This is a genomic window from Reyranella sp., from assembly GCF_004296935.1.
Taxonomy (GTDB): domain Bacteria; phylum Pseudomonadota; class Alphaproteobacteria; order Reyranellales; family Reyranellaceae; genus Reyranella.
In genome coordinates this window covers 1-22,576 of the sequence record NZ_SCVH01000159.1, presented here as the reverse complement: position 1 = coordinate 22,576, position 22,576 = coordinate 1, and the positions used below count along the sequence as shown (strand labels likewise).

21 protein-coding genes are annotated in these 22,576 nt (G+C 65.4%); 13 read left to right on the top strand and 8 right to left on the bottom strand.

What is annotated here, in order from left to right; all coding sequences use genetic code 11:
* Positions 1-428, bottom strand: a 428-nt coding sequence (locus EPO55_RS23075) for an aminotransferase class III-fold pyridoxal phosphate-dependent enzyme (RefSeq protein WP_296339724.1), incomplete at its 3' end; no start/stop codon positions are given.
* Between the two features lie 186 nt (positions 429-614).
* Between EPO55_RS23075 and EPO55_RS23070 the strand changes: the two genes are divergently transcribed.
* From EPO55_RS23070 to EPO55_RS23040, 7 genes are all read left to right on the top strand, one after another.
* On the top strand, positions 615-2,228 hold the full coding sequence (locus EPO55_RS23070) for an ABC transporter substrate-binding protein (protein ID WP_296339723.1): 1,614 nt from the start codon (positions 615-617) through the stop codon (positions 2,226-2,228).
* A 109-nt stretch (positions 2,229-2,337) separates the two neighbouring features.
* Positions 2,338-3,330 carry an ABC transporter permease gene (locus EPO55_RS23065; RefSeq protein WP_296339722.1) on the top strand — a complete coding sequence of 331 codons (993 nt, stop codon included), beginning with the start codon at positions 2,338-2,340 and terminating at the stop codon, positions 3,328-3,330.
* 1 nt (position 3,331) lies between these two features.
* Positions 3,332-4,267, top strand: coding sequence for an ABC transporter permease (locus EPO55_RS23060; protein WP_296339721.1), 936 nt, complete (start codon positions 3,332-3,334; stop codon positions 4,265-4,267).
* Positions 4,267-5,301 (top strand): ABC transporter ATP-binding protein, encoded by a 1,035-nt coding sequence (locus EPO55_RS23055; protein ID WP_296339720.1) that lies wholly within the window; start codon positions 4,267-4,269, stop codon positions 5,299-5,301. The genes EPO55_RS23060 and EPO55_RS23055 overlap by 1 nt, the downstream gene beginning before the upstream one ends.
* Entirely contained in the window at positions 5,294-6,334 is a 1,041-nt protein-coding gene (locus EPO55_RS23050; protein WP_296339719.1) for an oligopeptide/dipeptide ABC transporter ATP-binding protein, read from the top strand. The genes EPO55_RS23055 and EPO55_RS23050 overlap by 8 nt, the downstream gene beginning before the upstream one ends.
* 113 nt (positions 6,335-6,447) lie before the next feature.
* Positions 6,448-7,641 (top strand): M20 aminoacylase family protein, encoded by a 1,194-nt coding sequence (locus tag EPO55_RS23045; protein WP_296339718.1) that lies wholly within the window; start codon positions 6,448-6,450, stop codon positions 7,639-7,641.
* Positions 7,642-7,679: 38 nt separating this feature from the next.
* The gene (locus EPO55_RS23040; RefSeq protein ID WP_363719734.1) at positions 7,680-8,534 is read left to right on the top strand and encodes a DUF6671 family protein; all 855 of its coding nucleotides are present in this window, start codon (positions 7,680-7,682) and stop codon (positions 8,532-8,534) included.
* Positions 8,535-8,770: 236 nt separating this feature from the next.
* On the opposite strand, the gene EPO55_RS23035 is transcribed toward EPO55_RS23040, so the two are convergent.
* From EPO55_RS23035 to EPO55_RS23010, 6 genes are all read right to left on the bottom strand, one after another.
* A complete protein-coding gene (locus EPO55_RS23035) occupies positions 8,771-9,802 on the bottom strand; it encodes a succinylglutamate desuccinylase/aspartoacylase family protein (protein WP_296339716.1) in 1,032 nt (343 codons plus the stop codon).
* A gap of 2 nt (positions 9,803-9,804) precedes the next feature.
* Positions 9,805-10,707: an ABC transporter permease gene (locus EPO55_RS23030; RefSeq protein WP_296339714.1), complete on the bottom strand. Its 903-nt coding sequence runs from the start codon at positions 10,705-10,707 to the stop codon at positions 9,805-9,807.
* The gene (locus tag EPO55_RS23025; protein WP_296339713.1) at positions 10,704-11,684 is read right to left on the bottom strand and encodes an ABC transporter permease; all 981 of its coding nucleotides are present in this window, start codon (positions 11,682-11,684) and stop codon (positions 10,704-10,706) included. The genes EPO55_RS23030 and EPO55_RS23025 overlap by 4 nt, the downstream gene beginning before the upstream one ends.
* 16 nt (positions 11,685-11,700) lie before the next feature.
* Positions 11,701-13,278 (bottom strand): peptide ABC transporter substrate-binding protein, encoded by a 1,578-nt coding sequence (locus EPO55_RS23020; protein ID WP_296339712.1) that lies wholly within the window; start codon positions 13,276-13,278, stop codon positions 11,701-11,703.
* A 123-nt stretch (positions 13,279-13,401) separates the two neighbouring features.
* A complete protein-coding gene (locus tag EPO55_RS23015) occupies positions 13,402-14,184 on the bottom strand; it encodes an orotate phosphoribosyltransferase (protein WP_296339710.1) in 783 nt (260 codons plus the stop codon).
* A 111-nt stretch (positions 14,185-14,295) separates the two neighbouring features.
* The gene (locus EPO55_RS23010; protein WP_296339709.1) at positions 14,296-14,925 is read right to left on the bottom strand and encodes a trimeric intracellular cation channel family protein; all 630 of its coding nucleotides are present in this window, start codon (positions 14,923-14,925) and stop codon (positions 14,296-14,298) included.
* A 65-nt stretch (positions 14,926-14,990) separates the two neighbouring features.
* On the opposite strand from EPO55_RS23010, the gene EPO55_RS23005 reads away from it, so the two are divergent.
* On the top strand, positions 14,991-15,662 hold the full coding sequence (locus EPO55_RS23005; RefSeq protein WP_296339707.1) for a DUF1345 domain-containing protein: 672 nt from the start codon (positions 14,991-14,993) through the stop codon (positions 15,660-15,662).
* A gap of 9 nt (positions 15,663-15,671) precedes the next feature.
* Positions 15,672-16,154 (top strand): TspO/MBR family protein, encoded by a 483-nt coding sequence (locus tag EPO55_RS23000; protein ID WP_296339706.1) that lies wholly within the window; start codon positions 15,672-15,674, stop codon positions 16,152-16,154.
* Here the strand turns inward: EPO55_RS23000 and EPO55_RS22995 are convergent.
* Entirely contained in the window at positions 16,151-17,626 is a 1,476-nt protein-coding gene (locus EPO55_RS22995) for a DHA2 family efflux MFS transporter permease subunit (RefSeq protein WP_296339705.1), read from the bottom strand. The genes EPO55_RS23000 and EPO55_RS22995 overlap by 4 nt on opposite strands.
* Positions 17,627-17,702: 76 nt before the next feature.
* On the opposite strand from EPO55_RS22995, the gene EPO55_RS22990 reads away from it, so the two are divergent.
* Genes EPO55_RS22990 through EPO55_RS22975 form a run of 4 tightly spaced genes read left to right on the top strand, consistent with a single transcriptional unit; the run spans position 17,703 to position 22,318 of the window.
* A complete protein-coding gene (locus EPO55_RS22990) occupies positions 17,703-18,707 on the top strand; it encodes an HAD family hydrolase (protein WP_296339703.1) in 1,005 nt (334 codons plus the stop codon).
* Complete coding sequence (locus EPO55_RS22985; RefSeq protein WP_296339702.1) at positions 18,707-19,663, top strand: formylglycine-generating enzyme family protein; 957 nt, start codon at positions 18,707-18,709, stop codon at positions 19,661-19,663. Before EPO55_RS22990 ends, EPO55_RS22985 begins: the two co-directional genes overlap by 1 nt.
* 1 nt (position 19,664) lies before the next feature.
* A complete protein-coding gene (locus EPO55_RS22980) occupies positions 19,665-21,455 on the top strand; it encodes an arylsulfatase (RefSeq protein ID WP_296339701.1) in 1,791 nt (596 codons plus the stop codon).
* On the top strand, positions 21,452-22,318 hold the full coding sequence (locus tag EPO55_RS22975) for a transporter (protein WP_296339700.1): 867 nt from the start codon (positions 21,452-21,454) through the stop codon (positions 22,316-22,318). Before EPO55_RS22980 ends, EPO55_RS22975 begins: the two co-directional genes overlap by 4 nt.
* Positions 22,319-22,576: the final 258 nt, after the last annotated feature.

Here is a 22,576-nt window from a genome sequence, read left to right as displayed (position 1 = left end):
CGGCCCAGCGCATTGTTCATGTACCACACCATCTTCACGACGGTGTCGTTGGCCTCGGAGCCGGAGTTGGCGAAGAACACCTTCGACATTTCCACAGGCGCCATCGACTTCAGCTTTTCCGCGAGGTTGATCGCGGGCTCGTGGCTGCGCTGGTTGAAGGCGTGATAGAATGGCAGCTGCTTCATCTGCTCGTAGGCGACCGTTGCCAGCCGCTCGTTGCTGAAGCCCAGCGCCGCCGACCACAGGCCGGCCATGCCCTCGATATATTCCTTGCCGTCGTCGTCCGTCACGTAGATGCCGCGGCCGCGCACGATGGTCAGCGGACCGGTGGCCTCGTGCTTCTTGAAGTTGGTGTAGGGGTGCAGATGGTGCGCGATATCGCGGGCGGCGTTGGAATTGCCACGGAAGCTGCGAGAGACGTCGTTCATGGCCGCACCCATCAAAAAAACTATAGGAGCGTCAGACTAACCCGCCACAGGCCTATGTCCATCCTATGTGACCATGCAAATTTTTTGTGCAATTGACGGGCTCGCAGAGCCAGTGCAACGTCCCGCAAATATGCGCCTGCGCAGGGGTTGGGTTGCCGCAGGCACCATACAGCATGGGGTCAAAAGATGAATTTCAGTTTCCGACACTCCTTGGCGCTGACAGCCGTCATGTGCGCGGGCCTCTCGATGGCGCCTGCCGCGGACGCCAAGACCTTCAAGTGGGCCAATTCGGGCGACGTGAGCTCGATGGATCCCTACGCACGTCAGGAGACCTTCCTCCTGACCTTCACCCAGAACATCTACGATCCGCTGATCCGCCGCGACAAGGATCTGAAGCTCGAGCCGGCGCTGGCGACGAAATGGGGCCAGACCGACCCGACGACCTGGTTCTTCGACCTCCGCCCGGGCGTGAAGTTCCACGACGGCACGCCGTTCACCGCCGATGATGTCGTGTTCTCGCTCAACCGAGCCAACGGTCCCGGCTCGAACATGGGCAGCAACTTCGTCTCGGTGAAGGAGATCAAGAAGGTCGGCGACCAACGCGTTGAAGTGACCACGAAATACCCGGATCCGCTGCTCGCCGACAAATGGGCGGCGATCGTCATGATGTCCAAGGCGTGGGCCGAGAAGAACAATGCGGTCAACTCCGCCGACATGACCAAGAACGAGGAGAACTTCGCCACCCGCAACGCCATGGGCACCGGCCCGTTCATGCTCAAGGAACGCAAGGCCGGCGAGAAGACGATCCTCGTCAACAATCCCAACTGGTGGGACAAGCCCCTCCACAACATCACCGAGGTGATCTTCACGCCGGTGGCGAACCCGGCAACCCGCATCGCCGCGCTCAAGGCGGGCGACATCGACATGACCTACGAGGTCCCGCCGGCCGACACCGAGACGCTGAAGAAGGACGCCAACGTCAAGGTGCTGGAAGGCCCGGAAACGCGCGTCGTGTTCCTGGGCTTCGACCAGGAGCGGCCGGAGCTGCTCGAGTCGAACGTCAAGGGCAAGAACCCGTTCAAGGACAAGAAGGTCCGCGAGGCCATCCATCGCTCGATCGACGTCGACGCGATCAAGCGCACCGTGATGCGCGGCCAGTCGTTCCCGACCACCCTCATGGTGGCGCCGGGCATCAACGGCTACATGAAGGACCTCGACAAGCGCCCGGCGCTCCTGAAGCCGGAAGAAGCCAAGAAGATGCTGGCCGACGCCGGCTATCCCAACGGCTTCGAAACCGGGATGGATTGCCCCAACGACCGCTACGTCAACGACGAGAAGATCTGCCAGGCCGTCGTGGCGATGCTGGCGAAGATCGGCGTGAAGGTGAATCTGCGGGCGCAGACCCGCAACCTCTACTTCGCCAAGATCCTGCGCAAAGCCGACCTCAAGCCGGGCGAGACCAGCTTCTACATGCTGGGCTGGTCGCCGGCGCAGACCTACGACGTGCATAACGTCTTCGAGGCGCTGATCCAGACTCCGAACGGCGCCACCAAGAAGGGCCAGTTCAACGCCGGCGGCTACTCGAACCCGGCGCTCGACAAGCTCGCTGACGCCATGGAGCAGGAGACCGACAAGGCCAAGCGCGACGCCATGATCAAGGAAGCAACCAAGCTCTATGTCGACGATTTCGCCTACATTCCGCTCCATCAGCAGGCGGTCGTATGGGCGGCGCGCAAGAACATCGAGTTGGTCCAGCTTGCCGACAACAGCTTCCCGCTGCGCTTCGTGCAGGTGAAGTAGTTGAACTGAGACCTTCGACGATCGGCTCCGGCGGCATTGATGCGGCCGGGGCCGGTTTCGTTTTGGCGTTAATCCTGCTAGGCCTGCGACCAGGCCCAAAAATCATCCGATGCTTGCCTTCATCCTGAGACGAATCCTGCAATCGATCGCCGTGCTGTTGGCGGTTGGCGTGGTTGCGTTCTCCCTGTTCCGCTACGTCGGCGATCCGATCAACGCCATGGTCGGCCAGGACACGACGATGGAGGAACGCGCCGAGCTGCGCACCAAGCTGGGCCTGAACGACCCGGCGCCGATCCAGTTCCTCAACTTCATCGGCAATGCCATGCAGGGCAAATTCGGGCTTTCGTACCGGACGTCGGAGCCGGTTGGCCGGCTGATCCTGGAGAGGGTGCCGGCGACGCTGGAACTGTCGCTGTGTGCCGCCATCTTCGCGCTCTTCGTCGGGGTGCCGATGGGCGTCTACACCGGGCTCTATCCCAGACACTGGTCGAGCAGGCTGTTTCAGGCGGTGTCGCTGATCGGCATATCGTTGCCCACCTTCCTGATCGGCATCCTGCTGATCCTGGTGTTCGCGGTGTGGCTCCGGCTGCTGCCGTCCTTCGGACGCGGCGAGACCGTGCAGATCGGCTGGTGGACCACCAATTTCCTGACATGGTCGGGGCTGAAAGCCCTGATCCTGCCCTCGATCACGCTCGGCCTGTTCCAGCTCACCCTGCTGATGCGACTCGTGCGCTCGGAAATGCTCGAGGTCATGCGCACGGAGTACATCAAGTTCGCCCGCGCCCGCGGCCTCACCAACCGCGCCATCTATTTTGGCCATGCACTCAAGAACACGCTGGTGCCGGTGATCACCGTCACCGGCCTGCAGCTCGGTGCCCTGATCGCCTTCGCCATCGTCACGGAAACGGTGTTCGCCTGGCCGGGCGTCGGGCAGCTCTTCATCCAGTCGGTACAGTTCTCCGATATTCCGGTGATGGCGGCCTACCTTCTGCTGATCGGGCTGCTGTTCGTGCTGATCAACCTCACGGTCGATCTGCTCTATTTCGTCGTCGATCCGCGCCTGCGCAGCCAGGGCGGCGCGGCGCGCGTGGCGGGACACTGAGATGGCGAAAGACTCGCCCGCTTCCGGGTGGCTGCATCGCGCCGCCGACAGCGACGTCTGGTGGAGCTTCAAGTCCTCGCCGATGACCGTGGGCGCGGCCACCGTCACCTTCCTGATCGTGGCGATTGCGTTCCTGTCGCCGGTGTTGGCGCCGCACACGCCGTTCGATCCGGCGACGCTCAGCCTCACCGACGGGCTGAAGCCGCCGGCGATGCTGTCGGCCGACGGCGATTGGACGTTCCCGCTGGGCACCGACGACCAGGGCAGGGACATCCTCTCATCCATCATGTATGGCACCCGGCTGTCGCTGGTCGTCGGGTTTGCCTCCGTCGTCGTCGCCATGGCGCTGGGCATCACGCTCGGCCTGGTGAGCGGCTACATCGGCGGCGCGGTTGATGCGCTCATCATGCGCATCGCCGACGTCCAACTCACATTCCCGGCCATTCTGGTGGCGTTGCTGATCGACGGCATCGTGCGCGGCATCATCTCGGTGAAGCGCCACGACGAGATCGCGATCTACGTCATCGTCGGCGCCATCGGGCTCTCGTTCTGGGTGCAGTACGCGCGCACCGTGCGTGGCTCGGTGCTGGTCGAAAAGAACAAGGAATACGTCCAAGCGGCGCGGGTGATCGGCCTGTCGCCGCTGCTCATCATGGTGCGCCATGTGCTGCCCAACGTCACCGGGCCGGTGCTGGTCATCGCCACCATCAACCTTGGCCTGGCCATCATCACCGAGGCCACGCTGTCGTTCCTCGGCGTCGGCCTGCCGTCGACCGAGCCGTCGCTCGGCACGCTGATCCGCCTTGGCAACGAGGTGCTGCAGTCCGGCGACTGGTGGATCACGGTTTTCCCGGGCATCACGCTCGCGGCACTGGTGCTGGCAGTGAACCTGCTGGGCGATTGGCTGCGCGACGCCCTCAATCCCAAGCTGCGCTGATGGCCCCCTCGGATAAAATCTCAACCAACAATCCGCCGCTTCTGGAGGTCAAGAACCTCCGCGTCGAGTTCCCGACCCGTCGCGGCACGCTGCTGGCCGTTGACGACGTCTCGTTCGATATCGCGCCGGGCGAGGTGCTGGGCGTCGTGGGCGAATCGGGCGCCGGCAAGTCGTTGACCGGCAATGCCATCATCGGCCTGCTCGAACCGCCGGGCCGCATCGCCGGCGGCGAGATTCGCCTGGAAGGGCGGCGCATCGACAACCTGCCCTACGAGGAGATGCGCAAGATCCGCGGCGCGCGTATCGGCGCCATCTTCCAAGACCCGCTCACCAGCCTCAATCCGCTCTATTCGGTCGGCCGCCAGCTGGTCGAGACCATCCAGACCCATCTGCCGCTGTCGGCCGCCGCGGCAAGGACACGGGCGCTCGATCTCCTGAAGGAGGTCGGCATTCCCGGCGCCGAGAGCCGCATCGACCATTATCCGCACCAGTTCTCGGGCGGCATGCGCCAGCGGGTGGTGATCGCGCTGGCGCTCTGCGCCGGACCGCGCCTGATCGTGGCCGACGAGCCCACGACGGCGCTCGACGTCTCCATCCAGGCGCAGATCATCGCGCTCCTGAAGCGGCTCTGCCGCGAGCACGGCACGGCGGTGATGCTGGTGACGCACGACATGGGCGTGATCGCCGAGACCGCCGATCGCGTCGCGGTGATGTATGCCGGCCGCATCGCCGAGATCGGGCCGGTGCGCGACGTGGTCAAACACGCCAAGCATCCCTACACCAAGGGCCTGATGGGCTCGATCCCGAGCCTCGGCGTTCGCACCGAGCGGTTGACCCAGATCGACGGCGCCATGCCACGCCTCACCGAGATTCCGACGGGCTGTGCCTTCAATCCGCGCTGCACGGAGCGCGGCCAGCGCTGCATGGTCGAGCGGCCCGATCTGATGGTCGCCGGCACCAGCCGCGCCGCCTGCTGGCTGCACGACCGTGGCGGCGTCGGCGCACCGGTTCTGAAGGAGACGGTCGATGCCTGACGGCACCGGCGCCCAGTTCGTCCGCCTCGCGGGCCTGAAGCGCTATTTCGATGTCTCGGCGCCGTGGCTGGTGCGGACCATCGAGCGTCGGCCACGCCAGATCGTCCAGGCGGTCGACGGCATCGACATCGAGATCGCCAAGGGCGAGACCTTCTCGCTGGTGGGCGAGTCGGGCTGCGGCAAGTCGACGGTGGCGCGCCTGGTGGTCGGGCTCTACCCGCCGACCGCCGGCACGATCGAGTTCGACGGCAACGACATGGCCGCCCGCCACAGCCGGTCCGACATGGCGGCCCTTCGCCGGCGCATGCAGATGATCTTCCAGGATCCGTACGCCAGCCTCAATCCGCGCTGGCGCGTATTCGACATCATCGCCGAGCCTATCCGCGCCTTTGGCCTCTCCAAGGACAAGGCCGATCTTCAGAAGCGCGTCGAGGACCTGCTGCGCCAGGTCAAGCTGATGCCGGCCGACGGCCGCAAGTTCCCGCACGAGTTCTCGGGCGGCCAGCGCCAGCGCGTCTCGATCGCCCGCGCGCTGGCGAGCCAGCCGGAGTTCCTGGTCTGCGACGAGCCGACCTCGGCCCTCGACGTTTCGGTGCAGGCCCAGATCCTGAACCTGATGGTCGACCTGCAGCGCCGCTTTGGGCTCACCTATCTGTTCATCTCGCACAACCTGGCGGTCGTCTATCACATCTCGACGCGCGTCGGCGTGATGTACCTCGGCCGCCTGGTCGAGGTGGCGCCGACCGAGACGCTCTTCACGCGGCCCAAGCATCCCTACACGCGGATGCTGCTCGACACGATTCCCGACCTCGACATGACCGGCCGCCAGCGCAGCCCCGTCGCGGGCGAGGTGCCGAGCCCGATCAACCCGCCGTCGGGCTGCACCTTCCATCCGCGCTGCCCCTTCGCCAACGATCGCTGTAAGGCGGAGCGGCCGATGCCGATTTCGATCGAGGGCGGCACCGTTGCCTGCCACGCGATCGAGGAAGGACGCCTCCCGGTCGAGGAACGGACCTACGTCGCGAACAGCTGACGGGACGGCAATCTTCTTGCACGGGTCGTGATGTGCATGGGTGCATGTCGAGTGCGCTTGACCGGTCATAAGGGTGCCGTACGATCCGCGACCTTATTCGTCGGAGAGCATGGATGCCGGTCATTAACCGCATAGCGTCGTTTCACAAGGACATGACCGCCTGGCGCCACGACATCCATAGCCATCCCGAGACAGCCTTCGAGGAAGTTCGCACGGCCGACGTCGTCGCCGACAAGCTGAAGTCGTTCGGTCTGGAAGTTCATCGTGGCCTCGCCAAGACCGGCGTGGTGGGCGTGCTGCGGTCCGGCACTTCTAAGCGGGCGATCGGATTGCGTGCGGATATGGACGCACTCGACGTCCATGAGACCAACCAGTTCGACCACAAGTCGACGATCCCGGGCAAGATGCACGCCTGCGGCCACGACGGCCACACCGTGATGCTGCTGGGCGCGGCCAAGTACCTGTCCGAGACCAGGAACTTCGACGGCACCGTCTATTTCATCTTCCAGCCGGCCGAGGAGAACGAAGGCGGTGGGCGCGTCATGGTGGAAGAGGGGCTGTTCGACAAGTTTCCGGTCGACGGCGTCTACGGCATGCACAACATTCCGGGCATTCCGGTCGGCCGCTTCGCCGTGCGCCCCGGCCCGATGATGGCCGCCTACGACATCTTCGAGGTCGTGGTGAAGGGCGTCGGCGCCCACGGCGCCATGCCGCATCACGGCATCGACCCGGTGGTGGTTGGCGCGCACATCGTGACGGCGCTGCAGTCGATCGTGGCCCGCAACATCGACCCGATGGACACCGCCGTCGTTTCGACGACCCAGATCCATTCCGGCGACACCTGGAACGTCATCCCGCAGGAATGCGTGCTCCGCGGTACGGTCCGTACCTTCAAGAAGCCGGTGCAGGACATGATCGAGAAGCGGATTGAGACGATCGCGCGCAACGTCGCGGCCGGATTCGGCGCCGAGGTTACCAAGTGGCGCTACGAGCGTCGCTATCCTGCGACCGTGAACAGCGTCCAGGAGACCGAGTTCGCGGCCCACGCCGCCTCGGCGCTGGTCGGCCTCGACAACGTCAACCGCAACCCGACGCCCGCCATGGGCAGCGAGGATTTCGCCTGGATGCTGCTCAAGAAGCCGGGCTGCTACATCTGGATCGGCAACGGCGACGGCGCGGGCAGTTGCATGGTCCACAACCCGGGCTACGACTTCAACGACGAGATTCTGCCGATCGGCGCATCGTACTGGGCGACGCTGGTCGAGCAGCAGCTCGCCCGCAGCGCGGTGTCGCAGGCGGCAGAATAGGCCGCGATCGTTCAACGGCTTGTGGTCGTCGCTTCTTGATGGTGCATCCTTACCGGCATGAACGGATAGGTCTGGCGACGATCCACGGCAAGGATCGCGCGATCGCGCCGCCGTTTCGCCGCCTGCTGGGCGCCGAGATCGTGGTTGCGCCCGATCTCGACACCGACACCCTCGGTACTTTCTCCGGCGAAGTGGCCCGCCCGGGCCCGGTGGTCGAGACCTGCGCGATCAAGGCCGAACTCGCCTTCCGCACCCTCGACGTCGACTGTGCGATCGCCAGCGAAGGCAGCTACGGCCCGATTGACCGCGTGCCGCTCAAGCCCTCCGGCGTGGAGGTGATGGCCTTCATCGACCGCCGTCGCGGCCTCAGGATCATCGAGACGCTCGCCACCCACCGCACGAACTGGCGACTGATGCGCTTCAAGGCCGGCGACCCTGAAGCGCCGGCAGCGGTGAAGGCACTGGGCTTTCCCGAGTACGGCGTGTTCGTGATCGCCAACAGCGACGCCAGCCGGCCGATCAAGGGACTCACCACCCTGGACGAGGTGGTGTCGGCGATCGACCAGGAGGCGAACCGTTCGGACGACGGGCTTGCGATCCTCATCGCCGACATGCGCGCGCATCGCAATCCGACCCGCATGAAGGTGCTGCGTGCACTGTCGTGGAAGCTCGCCCGGCGACTGCGGTGCCTGTGCCCGGCCTGCGGCGCTCCCGGATTCGGCCACATCGACTCGCGGCGGGGATTGCCCTGCGAGGACTGCAGGGCGCCGACCCACTGGATCGATTTCGAGATCGACGGCTGCGCCGCCTGCGGCCATGCCGCCGGGCGGCCGCGCAAGGACGGCCGCAGGTCCGCTTCTAAGCTCTCCTGCGTGACCTGCCGCGGCGCCTAGTCGGCTGCCGCGAGAGAGCACCCCGAAAACAACAAAGCCGCCCGAAGGCGGCTTTGCGCCGACTCCCGTCGATCTTACGGGCCGCAATTCACCAAAACAGGAACGATCCCGGTGGCGGTTACGGTGAAGGTCGTCGGTGTCGCAATGGTGGACTTCACGTAATCACCTCCTTTCGAAATTGATGGGACCTCAGCTTCGCACGGCCGGGGCAGGCGGTAAAACGAATTGCCTCAGGGTCAGCCTGCGATATCCGTCGCCAGATGGAACAGGCAGTCGCCGCGCTCGCAGCGCGCCGGGACACGCTTGCACAGCACCAGGCCGTCGCGCTTGAAGGGCAGGAGCTCGGGCTCGCGCCACGGCGTGTGATGGAAGTGGATGCGGGCCGCCGGCTGGCCGGCCTTCACTTCCGCCCCAAGGTCGACCAGCGGCTCGAACAGGCCGCCATCGGAGGCATAGACGTAGTAGTCGTCGCCGCCGATCTCGGTGAGACGCGTCGGCGACGGCGCGGGGACGGGGCCTTGCAGGAGTCCGATATGGGCCAGCACGCGGCGCATGCCGTCCTGCGCCACCTTGAGCGACGCGGGCGTCACGAGCCCGCCACCGCCGAGCTCGGTGCCCATCGACATCACGCCCTGACGGTAGGAAGCCGAGGTGAAGGTGCGGCCGCCGCCCTGGGGGGCGGCCGCGATGTAGCTCACCGGCGCGCCGAAGGCTTTCAGGAGGCCCACGACCTTCTGCATGCGTTCGGGATCGGCGTGACGCGGCGCCAAGGCACTCGGGATGTAGGTGAGCGAGCTGCCGCCGGAGTGGAAGTCGAAGCTGTAGTCGAAGCCCGGCAGCAGGGCATGCTCGATCCAGTAGGCGATCTGCTGGGTGATGGTGCCCTCGGCGTCGCCCGGAAAGGACCGGTTGAGGTTGCCGTCGTCGATCGGCGAGGTTCGTTGGCCGGCCATCGCGGCGGGGAAGTTGGCGGAAGGCAGGATCACCAGCCGGCCCCTGATGTCCTTGGGCTCCAGGCTGCGGATCAGATTGCCGAGCCCGATCTGGCCCTCCCATTCGTCGCCGTGGTTGCCGGCCTGCATCAGGACGCTGGGGCCGTCGCCATTCTTGAGGCGCACGATCGGGATCGGGATCCAGCCATAGGCCGAGCGGTGGACCGAATGCGGCACGCGGACGAAGCCGGTGGCCTTGCCGTCGGCAGTGAGGTCGATGTCGGCGGACAGACGACTCATGGCCGTGAAGTCGGCGGGGGTGGAAGCTTTGCTCATCGCTAACGCCTTTCGCTACGGGGATCGAGGGCATCCTGCAGGCCGTCGCCGACGAAATTGAAGGCGATCACCGTGAGGAAGATCAACAGGCCGGGCCAGAGCGCAAGCATGGGCGCCTGCTGCAGGAGTTCCTGCGCGCCGGTCAGCATGTTGCCCCAGCTCGCCGCGGGCGGCTGGGTGCCGAGGCCGAGGAACGACAGGGTCGATTCGAAGAGGATGAGGGCGCCGACCGACATAGTGGTGGCGACCACGAGGGAGCCGGCGGCATTGGGCAGGATGTGGCGGAACATGATGCGGCCGGGCTGCGCGCCGAGCGCCCGGGCGGCGCGGGTGAAGTCGCGCGCCTTGAGCGACAGCGTCTCGGCCCGGACCAGCCGCGCCACCGTCGTCCAGCCGGTCAGCGCCACGATGACGACGATGCGATAGAGCGAGAAGGTCTCGGATTGCGCGATCTCGGCCGGCACGCCGATCTTGCGCGGGTCGATGGCGGCCAGGACGATCAGCAGCGGCAGCAGCGGCAGCGAGATGACGCCGTCGGTGAGCCGCATCAGGAAGCCGTCGAGGCGGCCGCCGAGGTAGCCCGCCACGACGCCGATGAAGGCGCCGATCACGGCCGACAGCACCGCGCCGGAGAGGCCGACCAGCAGCGACACGCGGCCGCCGTCGAGCAGGCGCTGGAAGAGATCGCGGCCGAGGTCGTCGGTGCCCAGCCAATGCTCGGCCGAGGGCCCCTCGAAGCGGCGGAAGAGGTCGGTCGCGGTCGGATCGATGCCGCGGAGCTCGGCGATCAGCGGTGCTGCGAGCGACAGCACCAGGAGAACGGCGAGGAAAATGAGGGACGCGCGCGCCAGGCGATGCCGCGTGAGCTGGGTCCAGGCGCGATGGCGCGGACTTTCCCCCTTCACGCAGCGTCGCCCGCGATCGACACGCGCGGATCGACCCAGGCATAGGCGAGGTCGGCCACGAGGTTGCCGGCGATGGTGGCGAGTGTTGCCATCAGCAATCCGACGAGGGCCAGGTTGTAGTCGTTGTCGAGGATCGCCTGGTAGATCGCCTTGCCCATGCCGGGCCAGGCGAACATCGTCTCGGTGATCAGCGCGCCCGAGACGAGGCCGCCGAAGGACAGCGCCAGCACCGTGAGGACGGGCGCCAAAGCGTTGGCGAAGGCGTGGCGCCACAGCACCGTCGTCTCGGAAGCGCCCTTGGCGCGGGCGGTGCGGATATAGTCCTGGCGCAGGATCTCGATCATGGCGCCGCGCATGAAGCGCGTATAGGCGCCGAGCTGCACCAGCGTGAGCGTGACCACGGGCAGCGCCAGATGACGGAGCTGGTCGGCGAGCGTTGTCGCCCACGGCGTTCCGGGCCGCACGTCGGCCATGCCGCCCGCCGGCAGCCACCCCAGGAACACCGCGAACAGGGTGATGAGCAGCAGCGCCAGCCAGAACGGCGGCGCCGAAATGCCGGCGAAGCACAGCAGGTTGATCAGGTAGTCGGCGCGGCTGCGTGGCCTCTGCGCCGCCCAGATGCCGAGCGGGAGCGCGATCGCGGTGGCGAGCGCAAAGGCGATGCCGGCGAGCAGCAGGGTGTTCAGCAGCCGCGGCCAAAGGACAGTCAGCACCGGCTGGCCGAACGAGCGCGAGTAGCCGAAATTACCCTGCAGCGCCTGCAGGGCCCAGGCGAGGTAGCGCTCGAGCAGGGGCTTGTCGAGGCCGTACATGGCGCGCAGACGCGCGGCATCCTCGCTCGTCATCTGCGGGTCGCCCGAGATCATCATGTCGATGGGATCGCCCGGCATCAGGCCGATCAGCACGAAGACCACCAGGCTCATCAGCACGAGCGTGATGGCCGTCTGGACGGCGCGCGCGACCAGGTAGCGGCTCATGCCGTCATCCCGCCCCCTAGTTCTCCCAGCGCCATTGCTCGATCCACAGGGTCGAGCTGTTGAGGGTGCCGGTGGGCGTCACGCCCTTGAGCGGCTTGGGGATGACGAACGGATCGACCCGGAAGAAGAGCGGCAGGGACGGCAGGTCGTCGGCGGCCAGGCGCTGGATCTCGGCGAACAGGGTGCGCCGCTTGTCGACATCGAGCTCGCGCTCGGCGGCATCGAGTGCCTTGTCCATCTCGGGATTGGCGTAGCCCGGGTAGTTCTGGCCGCTCCAGGCGTTCGCGGCCGACGGGATTTCCTTGGAGTGCAGCGAGGAGCGCGGCACGCCCTCAGGGCGCTGCACCCAGGCGTACATGCCAAGGCCGCTAAAAGTCCGGCGGCCCATCGCTTCGAAGAAGATGCGCGGCGGCTCGGCTTTCAGGCGGACCTCGATGCCGACCTGGCGGAGCTGGCTCTGCATCACCTGTGCCACCAGCTCGCGCACGCGATTGCCCGCCGTCGTGCCGAGCTCGATCGACAGCCGCTCGTCGGCCGCGTTGTGGCGCACGCCATTCTTCAGCGTGGCGAAGCCCGCCTCGTCGAGCAGCTTGCGGGCCGCCGCCGGATCGTAGCCGTATTGCCGCGCCGCCGGGCTGAACATCGGATCGAGTACGCTGATGCCGCCATGGGCAATCGGCTGTTTGCCTTCGAAGAGCTTCTCCGAGATCGCCTTGCGATCGATCGCCAGCAGCATCGCCTGGCGCACGCGGCGGTCGCCGAGCAGCTTGTTGTCGAGATTGACGTCGATGTGCTCGTAGATCAGCGCCGGCTTGTAGACGACGTTGTAGCGTTCCTTGTGGCGCTTCTCGAAGGCGATCGCCTGGTCGAGCGAGAGGCCGAGTTCGCCCAGCACATAGTCGACGTTGCCCGACAGCAGGTTGGCCTCGAGCGCCGCCGTGCTCTCGATGATCTTGACGACGATGCGCTTGAAATGCGGCTTCTGGCCGGTCCACGTCGGATTCTGTTCGAGGACGACGCGGCTGCCCGGCACGATCTCGACGATGCGGTAGGGACCGAAGGCGAGGCCTGGATTGGTCGAATTGGTGTCGTAGGCCGTCCTGTTGCGGTACTCGGCCGGGTTGGCATCGAAGATCGGCTTTTCGATGTGCGCCGGCAGCAGCAGGAAGCCGATGCTGTTGTAGTCGAAGGTGATGCGATCGATCGTCATGGTGAAGCGACGATCATCCTTCACGTCGAGCTTGATCACTCTCTTATAACCCTCGGACGAGGCCACGCCCGACAGTGGATGCCTGCCTACTTCCAGGGTGAAGACGACGTCCTTGGCCGAAACCGGCGTGCCGTCGCCCCAGCGCAGGTCGCGCAATTCGACGTCGATCTCCATGCCTTTCTTGCCACCACCCTTGACGTCGTTGGGCAGGTCGATCACCCGCGCCTTGCCGTTCTGCAGGGTCGGCAGCTCGGTGCAGGCGAGGCACACCAGCTTCCAGTCGGCGTCGTAGGCGGTAAGGGGGCGCGCGGTCATGTTGGCGATCAGCGACTTGGCCAGCATCGAGTTGATCAGCGGATTCCAGGTACCCGGCGTCTGGGTCATGGCAAGCACGAGCTCGTCCTTCGCCCAGGCCCGATTACCGGCAGGCGAGGCGAGGGCGCAGATTGTGAGGAGGGCAGAAAAAATGCGGCGGATCATGTCCGCCGCACCGTAGCAAAGAGCGGGCTACCGGCCCAGCATCGACCGTGGCGCCGGCGGGCGGCCGCCATGATTGGCCGACCACTGCTCGGGCGCCTCGAGGAAGGCGCGCGTCTCGGTGAGGCCGCGTTCGTCGAAATACTTGTGCTTCTGTGCCGCTTCCAGGGCGTCCCACCACGTGGCGAGCGCGTGCAGCTTGACGCCGCCCGCAGCCAGCATCTCGATGCTCTGGGGGAAAATGCCGTAATGGAAGATCACGAAGCAGTCGGTGACCTTGGCCTCGGCCTTCTTCAGCGCCTCGATGAAGACCAGCTTGCTGCCGCCGTCGGTCGCCAGATCCTCGACCAGCAGGACGCGCTTGCCGGGCTTGAGGTCGCCCTCGATCTGGGCCATGCGTCCGAAGCCCTTGGGCTGCTTGCGGACGTAGATCATCGGCTTCTTGGCGAGTGCTGCCAGAAAGGCGGCGAACGGGATGCCGGCGGTTTCGCCGCCGGCCACCACGTCGATCTTGTTCCAGCCGATGGCCTTGTCGATCATCTTCAGCGCGTGGTTCATGATCTTGGCGCGCGCTTCGGGAAACGAGATGAGTTTGCGGCAGTCGATGTAGACCGGGCTCGCCCGGCCCGATGTGAAGATGTAGGGGTTTTCGGGGCGGCAATGGATCGCCTCGATTTCCAGCAGCAGCCGTGCAGTATCGCGCGCTTCCGGCGTGCCACTGGCTTTGGCCGAAATACCCTTGCCGTTCAACTTGTTGGCCGGCTTTTCCACAGGTCCGGAACCGGACGATTTGGCTTTCTTCTTCGTCGCCATGCTGCTTTTTCCCCCCGCCGCTTGCGACAAAATGACGGCCGTGTGTTTAGCGTTCATCCACAGGACCGGCAAGGGCGGTGGCAGCGAATCCGGGGTTTGGCGGACTCGAATCTAGTCAGTCTCTTTAGAAGACTTATTGGTTATGCCGGCGATGGGCAGGCGCCAGCCCCGATAGATCGACATAAGACGCAGGAATAGGCACAAGGCCGCACCGAAAAGGGCCGTGGGGAGGATGGGCAGGCTGGCCCAGAATCCCAGCGAGATCGAGCCGGCTCCGGCCAGGGCGGCCACGGCGTAGAGTTCCGAGCGAAGGACCGTCGGCACCTGCAGGGTGAGCAGGTCGCGGGCGACCCCGCCGCCGATGCAGGTGATCATGCCCATCATCGCCGCCATCACGGGCGTGAGGCCGTAGGCCAGGGCCTTCTGCGTGCCGGTCACGGCGAAGAGGCAAAGTCCGGCGGCATCGAACAGCAGGACCGGGGTCTTCAGACGGGCAATCGCATCCGAGGCGAAGAAACCCAGCAACCCGGCCACGACGGCGGCCGCCAGGTAGCGCCAGTCGGCGATGGCGGCCGGAGGCACGGCGCCGATCAGCAGGTCGCGGGCAATGCCGCCCGCGACAGCTGCCACCCAGGCGACCACCAGCACTCCGAACAGGTCGAGTCGGCGGCGAACGCCACGCGTGGCGCCACTGATGGCGAACACGAACGTGGCGGCGAGGTCCATCGCGTCGAACAGCATCGTGCCGACAATACATCGATTGCCGTTGTCCGCCGAGATGGCAGAGTGCCCCCGGGGGAGTACGAATGGACGAGCGTTCTTATCGGGATTGGTGGATCTACCGATTCGTCACCGGCCGGCGGCGGTTGTTGCTGTCGTTTGCCGCGGGGCTGGTGCTGTATTCACTGCTGCCGGGCTCGATGCGGTTGCCGACCCGGCTGATCCTGTCCTGGGACCTCACCGCGGCGATCTACATCACGGCCACGCTGTGGATGTTCATGCATTCCACGGTCGATACCTGCCGCAGCCGCGCGGCGCTCTACGACGAGGGCGACTGGATCATCCTGCTGCTGGTGATCGCCAGCGCGGGCGCGAGTTTCGTCGCCATCTTCGCCGAGCTGTCGGTGCTCAAGATGCCGGACCACTCGATGGCGCTCGCCCTCGTGATCACCGGCGCGACGGTGGCGCTCTCATGGTCTTTCACCCATACCGTCTTCACGCTGCACTATGCCAACGTCTACTACCGGCAGGACGAGGACGGGCCGGGAGGCCTCAAGTTTCCCGGTGATCGCGAGCCGGACTATCGCGACTTCCTCTACTACTCCTTCGTCATTGGCTGCGCCGCCCAGACCGGCGATGTCGCCACGACGTCCGTCGGCATGCGCTATCTCAGCCTCGTTCATGGCATCGTGGCCTTCACTTTCAACACTGCCATCCTCGCGCTGACGATCAACGTCGGCGCCAGCCTGTTGTCCTGAGGTCGTTCCATGAAACGCAGCCGCGCCGCCGAGATCGTCGGGCTCGCCCTGTTCGTGGGCCTTTGCCTCGGGATCGGGGCGCTCGGCGCCGCCGTCACCGCGACCAGCGTCAAGACCTGGTATGCGGAGCTCGCCAAGCCTTCCTTCAATCCACCCAACGAAGTGTTCGGTCCGGTGTGGACCGTGCTCTATGTCCTGATGGCCATCGCCGCCTGGCGGATATGGCGCGTTGCCGATCGCGAAACCGCGCGGGGGGCGCTCACTCTGTTTGCGCTCCAACTCGCGCTCAACCTCGGCTGGAGCGTGGCCTTCTTCGGGCTGGAAAGGATCGGACCGGCGATCGCGGTCATCGTGGTGCTGGAATTGGCGATAGTGGCCACGGCGTTGGCATTTCGACCCGTCGACAGGATCGCCGCGTGGCTGCTCGTGCCCTGCATCCTGTGGGTCGGTTTCGCGACCGTCCTCAATATCGCGATCTGGCGCTTGAACTAACCTTCGCTGCCGGGACCATGCGTTGAATGGTGTACCGAGTCGTGCTGGCTGATGGCTTCGCCGTCGTCCTTCCTCAGTTCCATGAAGACGACCGAAGACAGGATCGTTATCGCCCCCAGGATCAGGAAAGCCTGCTGCACGCCGTGGATCATCGCGGATGGTTCCAGGTGTGCGCCAGCGGGAACGAAAAATGCGGCGATCAGGGACGCGCCGGCGACGCCGAAGCTGATCGCCAGCTGCTGGCCGGTGGCGGCGATCGTGCTGGCGTTGCTGGTCTGCGAACCCGAGACGTCGGCATAAACCAACGTATTCATGCTGGTGTATTGCATCGACGTGAAGAAGCCGAGGACGAAGGCCTGGACGACGATCCGCCACACCGGCGTCTCGATGCCGACGGTCGCGAACGACATGATGAGCAGGCCGACGATGATCGTGTTGCCGACCAGCACATTTCGGTAGCCCAGTCGTGCCAGGATGGCCGGCATGAAGGTCTTCAGGCCGATCGAGGCGATCGCCTGCGGCAGCACCAGCAGGCCCGACTGGATCGGCGAGAAGCCGAGGCCGATCTGGTAGAGCAGTGGAAACAGGAACGGGATTCCGCCGAGGCCGAGCCGGGTGAAGAAGCCGCCGGACACCGACGCCCGGAAGGTGCGGATCCGGAACAGGCCGAGGTCCAGCAGGGGAAAGGCTGTCAGCGTGGCACGGATGCCGTAGCCCGCCAGCATCAGGGTGGCGAGCGCCAGCAGGCCGAGCACCTCGGGGCCGGACAGCGTATTGTCACCGAACACTTCCAGCACGTAGGAGAGCAGTGCGATGCCGCCGCCGAACAGGACCAGGCCCGCGATGTCGAGCGGATGGGTCTGCTGTTCGCGATAGTCCGGCAGGTAGCGTCGCACAAAGTAGAGGCCGAGCAGGCCCACCGGGATATTGACGAAGAACACCACGCTCCAGTGCAGGTAGTGGACGATCACGCCGCCGGCGACGGGCCCGATCATCGGGCCGACGAGGCTCGGGATGGCGACGAAGCTCATGGCTTTCACCAGGTCGGCCTTGCCGTAGGTGCGGGCCAGGGTCATGCGCCCGACCGGCATCATCATCGCGCCGCCGGCCCCTTGCAGGACGCGGCAGGCGACCAGCATGTCGATGTTGGTCGACAAGCCGCAGAGCACGGATCCCAAGGTGAACAGCCCGATCGCCGTGGCGAAGACCCGTCGCGTACCGAACCGGTCCGCCATCCAGCCGCTGATCGGGATGAAGACGGCGAGGCTGAGCGTATAGCTCGCCAGCACCGACTTCACATTGAGCGGCGTCACATCCATGGCATGGGCGATGGCCGGTACCGCCGTGTTCAGGATGGTTGTGTCGAGCGACTGCATGAAGAATGCCACGGCGACAAGCCACGGCAGCAACCGCTTGGTGGATTCGTCGGGTCCGGCAGGGGATGTCGTGGTCATGCGGGGCACTGTGGCCATGCATATCTGCCCGTTCAATTGCAATTGATGCACGAAGTGGATCCGGTGCACTAAAGTCCGGCATCGGGAGGTTGTCATGCGCCGCAGAATACTCGTCGTGGGGCTTGCCGCCGTAGCCGTCGTCCTTTTTCCCGCAATGCCGTCTTTCGCGCAGACCGATCCGTTGCCCTCGTGGAACGACGGGCCGGCGAAGAAGGCGATCGTCGATTTCGTCGCGCGCACCACGATGGCCGGTGGCTCTGATTTCGTGCCGGTACCCGAGCGTATCGCCGTTTTCGACAACGACGGCACCCTGTGGACGGAGCAGCCGGTCTACTTCCAGGTCGCCTTCGCCATGGATCGCGTGAAGGCGCTGGCGCCGCAACATCCCGAATGGAAGACACGGGAACCCTTCAAGTCGGTGCTGGCGGACGACAGAACAGCACTCGCCGCGATGGGCGAGAAGGGGTTGCTCGAGATCGTGGCGGCGACGCATGCCGGGCTTACGGTCGAGGCATTCCAGACGGCCGTCCTCGACTGGCTCGCCGTGGCACGCCATCCGCGCTTCAACCGGCCCTACACCGACCTCGTCTATCAGCCGATGCTCGAGCTGACTTCGTTCCTGCGGGCCAACCAGTTCAAGACTTTCATCGTCTCGGGCGGCGGCATCGACTTCATGCGGCCCTGGACCGAACGCGTCTACGGCATCCCGCCCGAGCAGGTCGTGGGCTCCGTCGGCGTCACCAGATACGTGATGGCGCAGCCGGACAGGCCGGTGCTCATGAAGGAGGCCAAGGTCGAGTTCATCGACGACGGGCCGGGCAAACCGGTCGGCATCAACCAGTTCATCGGCCGGCGGCCGGTCCTGGCCTTCGGCAACTCGGATGGTGACCAGCAGATGCTGGAATGGACGGCAGCCGGCAACGGATTGAGGTTCATGGGCCTCATTCGTCACACCGACGCGGTGCGCGAATACGCCTACGACCGCAGTTCGCCGGTCGGCGGCCTCGACAAGGCCTGGGACGAGGCGGTCCGTCGCAAATGGGCCATCGTCGATATGAAGAACGACTGGAAGGTCATCTATCCGTTCGAGCTCAAGTGATGGACGCCGTGGAGCAGGCCGTCGCTTCGATGGCGGACATGATCCGTATCCCGGGCGGCTCCTTTCGCATGGGCTCGGACCGGCACTATGCGGAAGAGGCGCCCGCCCATACCGTCGTCGTCGACGGCTTCTGGATCGACCCGACGCCGGTCACCAACGCCCAGTTCCGTGCCTTCGTCCAGGCGACCGGTCATGTCACCTGGGCCGAGATCGCGCCCGACGCCAAGGATTATCCTGGCGCGCTGCCGCACATGCTGAAGGCCGGCGGCCTCGTCTTCACGCCGCCAACGCGCCCGGTCGACCTGCGCGACTGGAGCCAGTGGTGGAACTTCACCTTTGGGGCCAACTGGCGCCGGCCCTACGGCAAGGGCAGCCACATCGGCGGCCGTGACGATCATCCCGTGGTGCAGGTCGCCTATCGTGACGCCGAAGCCTACGCCAAATGGGCCGGCAAGGAGATTCCGACCGAGGCGGAATGGGAGTTCGCGGCGCGCGGCGGCCTTGATGGCGCCGAGTTCGCCTGGGGCGATGAGTTGACCCCCGGGGGCCGGCACATGGCCAACACCTGGCAGGGTAACTTCCCGCACGAGAACTTGCGCAGCGACGGCTATGCCCGGACCTCGCCGGTGCGCGCCTTTCCGGCGAACGGCTATGGCGTGTTCGACATGATCGGCAACACCTGGGAGTGGACCGCCGACTGGTATTCGACCGAGCACACGGCCGATGCGCCCAAGGCCTGCTGCGTGCCGGAGAACCCGCGCGGCATTGCCATGGAGGCGAGCTACGACCCGACACAGCCCGCCTTGCGCATCCCGCGCAAGGTACTGAAGGGCGGTTCGCATCTCTGCGCGCCGGTCTACTGCCGGCGCTACCGTCCCGCGGCGCGTCATGCCGAGCCGGTCGACACCTCGACCAGTCACGTCGGGTTTCGCTGCATTGTGAGAGGAGGAAAGTGAAATGAGCGACAAGTCGAACAGTGACGACACCAAGGTTTCCAGTCGCCGCAGGATGCTGCTGGCAGGCACCGCGCTCGCCGGGCTCTCGGCTGTCGGCCTGGGCGCGCCGGTCCAGCAGGCCCAGGCGCAGCAGACGCCGCCACCGGCAGCGGGCGGCCGCAAGCCCAACATTCTCGTCATCTGGGGCGACGATATCGGCATCGCCAACATCAGCGCCTACTCGAGCGGCCTGATGGGCTACGAGACGCCGAACATCGACCGCATCGCCCGTGAAGGAATCAAGCTGCAGCACTACTATGGCGAACAGTCCTGCACCGCGGGCCGTGCCGCCTTCCTCACTGGCCAGCACGGCATTCGCACCGGTCTGACCAAGGTGGGCTTCCCCGGCGCGCCGATGGGCATGAGCCAGCTCGACCCCTCGATCGGCGGCCTGCTCAAGAGCCTCGGCTATGCGACCGGCCAGTTCGGCAAGAACCATGTCGGCGATCGCAACGAATCGCTGCCGACGGTGAACGGCTTCGACGAGTTCTTCGGCAATCTCTATCACCTCAACGCCGAGGAAGAGCCGGAACTGCCGGACTATCCGAAGGATCCGGCCTACCGCGCCAAGTTCGGCCCGCGCGGCGTGCTGAAGTGCAAGGCCGCCGACCGCGACGATCCCACGGTCGATCCGCGCTTCGGCAAGATCGGAAAGCAGACCATCCAGGATACGGGAGCACTGACGAAGAAGCGCATGGAGACGATCGACGACGAGACGTCGGCTGCTGCCATTGATTTCATGAAGCGGCAACAAGCGGCGCGCAAGCCGTTCTTCACCTGGTTCAACGCGACCCGCATGCATCTCAGGACGCATGTCCGCGCCGAGCATCGCGGCCGCTACAAGCACGGCGACAGCGAGTACATCGACGGTATGCAGGAGCACGACGATACCGTCGGCACCCTGCTTAAGGCCCTCGACGACATGGGTCTCGCGAACGACACCATCGTCATCTACTCGAGCGACAACGGCCCGCACATGAACACCTGGCCGGACGGCGCCATGACCTGGTTCCGCAGCGAGAAGAACACCAACTGGGAAGGCGCCTTCCGCGTGCCGTGCCTGGTGCGCTGGCCGGGCAACATCAAGCCCGGCACGGTGAGCAACGAGATCATGAGCCACAACGACTGGATCCCGACGCTCTGTGCGATCGCCGGCGAGCCGAACATCGTGGCCAAGTGCAAGGCCGGCTACGTCGCGAATGGCATCACCTACAAGGTGCATCTCGACGGCTACGATCAATCGGCCTTCCTGCGCAATGTCAGCGGTACCGCCGGCAACAACAACGGCACCAGGAGTGCCCGCGACAAGTTCTTCTATTCCGACGACGACGGGCTGCTCGTGGCCATGCGCCAGGGCGACTACAAGTACGTTTTCTCCGAGCAGCGCAAGGAGGGCACGATGGCCCTGTGGGCCGAGCCTTTCACCACGCTCCGCCTGCAGAAGATCTTCAACGTCATGCAGGATCCCTTCGAACGGGCTGACATCACCTCCAACACCTTTTGGGACTGGCAACTCAACCACATCGGCAGTGCCTACGGGATGATGGACGAGGTGTTTCAGTTCGTGGCGACGTTCAAGGACTTCCCGCCACGCTCGTTCCCGCCGAGCTTCAACCCGGCGAACGTCATGGAAAGCGTGCTGAACGGCTTGAAGGAAGACAAGCGGCTGAAGGACGGCCTCGACGTCGAGCGGCTTCGCGGCGGGCTGAACAAGATGATCGAGGACCAGTTGCGGGAGCGCGGTCGGCGGTGATCGCGGCTGGTGTCGCCTGCGTCATGGCGAGCGGAGCTGCCGATCCCGCCGTCGCCAGCGAAGGCGCCGCCAGCTACTACTTCGCCGGCGCCTTCGGGTCGTTCCTGACAGCGGTGGCGCCGGAGCCTGGTTTTACCGCCGCCAGTCAGACTTTGATTTTCGGTGGCCAGAGCCAGCGCGCCGTGCTGCGCGGCCGCGCCACCTTCGGCCTCAGCGCCTCGGCGGTCTACGAATACCTCGCCGGCTCCTATGCTTTCGAGCCGCAGATCCTCGGCGGCCGCCTGCAGGTCGGCGCCGCCGCACCGGTGATTGCCACCGCGAACATGAATGTCTCGCTCGACACGCGCCTGTTCGGAACGCTTTCCAACAGCGCCACGGATACCGGCTTCGGCGATATGCTGCTGAACCCGTTTGCGTTCTACTGGAGCTTCGGCGAACTGCATGTGAAGCTGGCACAGTGGGTGGTGGCGCCGACCGGCCGCAACTATTGGGCATTCGACACCCAGCTCGGCATCACCTGGTTCCACAAGGCCACCGGCACCGAGTTGACGGTGCTGCCCGGCATCATGCTCAACACCACCAACTCCGCCACCGACTACAAGAGCGGCAACGAATTCCATCTCGACTTCATGGCCAACCAGTTCCTGGCGCCGACATTTGCCATCGGCCTTCAGGGCTACTGGTACAAGCAGATCGACGGCGACAGCGGCAGCGGCACCGTGCTGGGGCCAGGTCGCGATTTCGTATCGGTTCTAGCTCCGACAGGGGACCACGCCATGTCCACTCTCGATATCTTCGCCCGGCCCATCCAGACCTTCCCGGGTGGAGGCCCATCAGAGCGGGTCAATTCACTCGCTACATAATCCGGCGAATCCATTGGCTACCTACACGGGCAAATCATGGACTTGCAAGTTCAGCAGGTTTTGGGCTATATTTCTGACAGGCTGGCGGGGATTGCGCCGGCCTCTTTCGTTCGTTCCGGCAAGACCTGCCCGCGGCCGTCCGCGGGTTCGCGCGCTCCTCCTTGTTGATGGGGCGCTTGGTGCAGCCGCCGCGATGTCCTTACTCGCGGGTCCAACAACCTCTGACCCCCTCCGCCCGCTACGCGGGCACCTCCCCCG

Bases quoted from the DNA above. Each gene is read 5' to 3' on its own strand.
- EPO55_RS23070 (WP_296339723.1), top strand. From the start codon at position 615: ATGAATTTCAGTTTCCGACACTCCTTGGCGCTGACAGCCGTCATGTGC.
- EPO55_RS23065 (WP_296339722.1), top strand. From the start codon at position 2,338: ATGCTTGCCTTCATCCTGAGACGAATCCTGCAATCGATCGCCGTGCTG.
- EPO55_RS23060 (WP_296339721.1), top strand. From the start codon at position 3,332: ATGGCGAAAGACTCGCCCGCTTCCGGGTGGCTGCATCGCGCCGCCGAC.
- EPO55_RS23055 (WP_296339720.1), top strand. From the start codon at position 4,267: ATGGCCCCCTCGGATAAAATCTCAACCAACAATCCGCCGCTTCTGGAG.
- EPO55_RS23050 (WP_296339719.1), top strand. From the start codon at position 5,294: ATGCCTGACGGCACCGGCGCCCAGTTCGTCCGCCTCGCGGGCCTGAAG.
- EPO55_RS23045 (WP_296339718.1), top strand. From the start codon at position 6,448: ATGCCGGTCATTAACCGCATAGCGTCGTTTCACAAGGACATGACCGCC.
- EPO55_RS23040 (WP_363719734.1), top strand. From the start codon at position 7,680: ATGGTGCATCCTTACCGGCATGAACGGATAGGTCTGGCGACGATCCAC.
- EPO55_RS23035 (WP_296339716.1), bottom strand. From the start codon at position 9,802: ATGAGCAAAGCTTCCACCCCCGCCGACTTCACGGCCATGAGTCGTCTG.
- EPO55_RS23025 (WP_296339713.1), bottom strand. From the start codon at position 11,684: ATGAGCCGCTACCTGGTCGCGCGCGCCGTCCAGACGGCCATCACGCTC.
- EPO55_RS23020 (WP_296339712.1), bottom strand. From the start codon at position 13,278: ATGACCCAGACGCCGGGTACCTGGAATCCGCTGATCAACTCGATGCTG.
- EPO55_RS23015 (WP_296339710.1), bottom strand. From the start codon at position 14,184: ATGGCGACGAAGAAGAAAGCCAAATCGTCCGGTTCCGGACCTGTGGAA.
- EPO55_RS23010 (WP_296339709.1), bottom strand. From the start codon at position 14,925: ATGCTGTTCGACGCGATGGACCTCGCCGCCACGTTCGTGTTCGCCATC.
- EPO55_RS23005 (WP_296339707.1), top strand. From the start codon at position 14,991: ATGGACGAGCGTTCTTATCGGGATTGGTGGATCTACCGATTCGTCACC.
- EPO55_RS23000 (WP_296339706.1), top strand. From the start codon at position 15,672: ATGAAACGCAGCCGCGCCGCCGAGATCGTCGGGCTCGCCCTGTTCGTG.
- EPO55_RS22995 (WP_296339705.1), bottom strand. From the start codon at position 17,626: ATGGCCACAGTGCCCCGCATGACCACGACATCCCCTGCCGGACCCGAC.
- EPO55_RS22990 (WP_296339703.1), top strand. From the start codon at position 17,703: ATGCGCCGCAGAATACTCGTCGTGGGGCTTGCCGCCGTAGCCGTCGTC.
- EPO55_RS22985 (WP_296339702.1), top strand. From the start codon at position 18,707: ATGGACGCCGTGGAGCAGGCCGTCGCTTCGATGGCGGACATGATCCGT.
- EPO55_RS22980 (WP_296339701.1), top strand. From the start codon at position 19,665: ATGAGCGACAAGTCGAACAGTGACGACACCAAGGTTTCCAGTCGCCGC.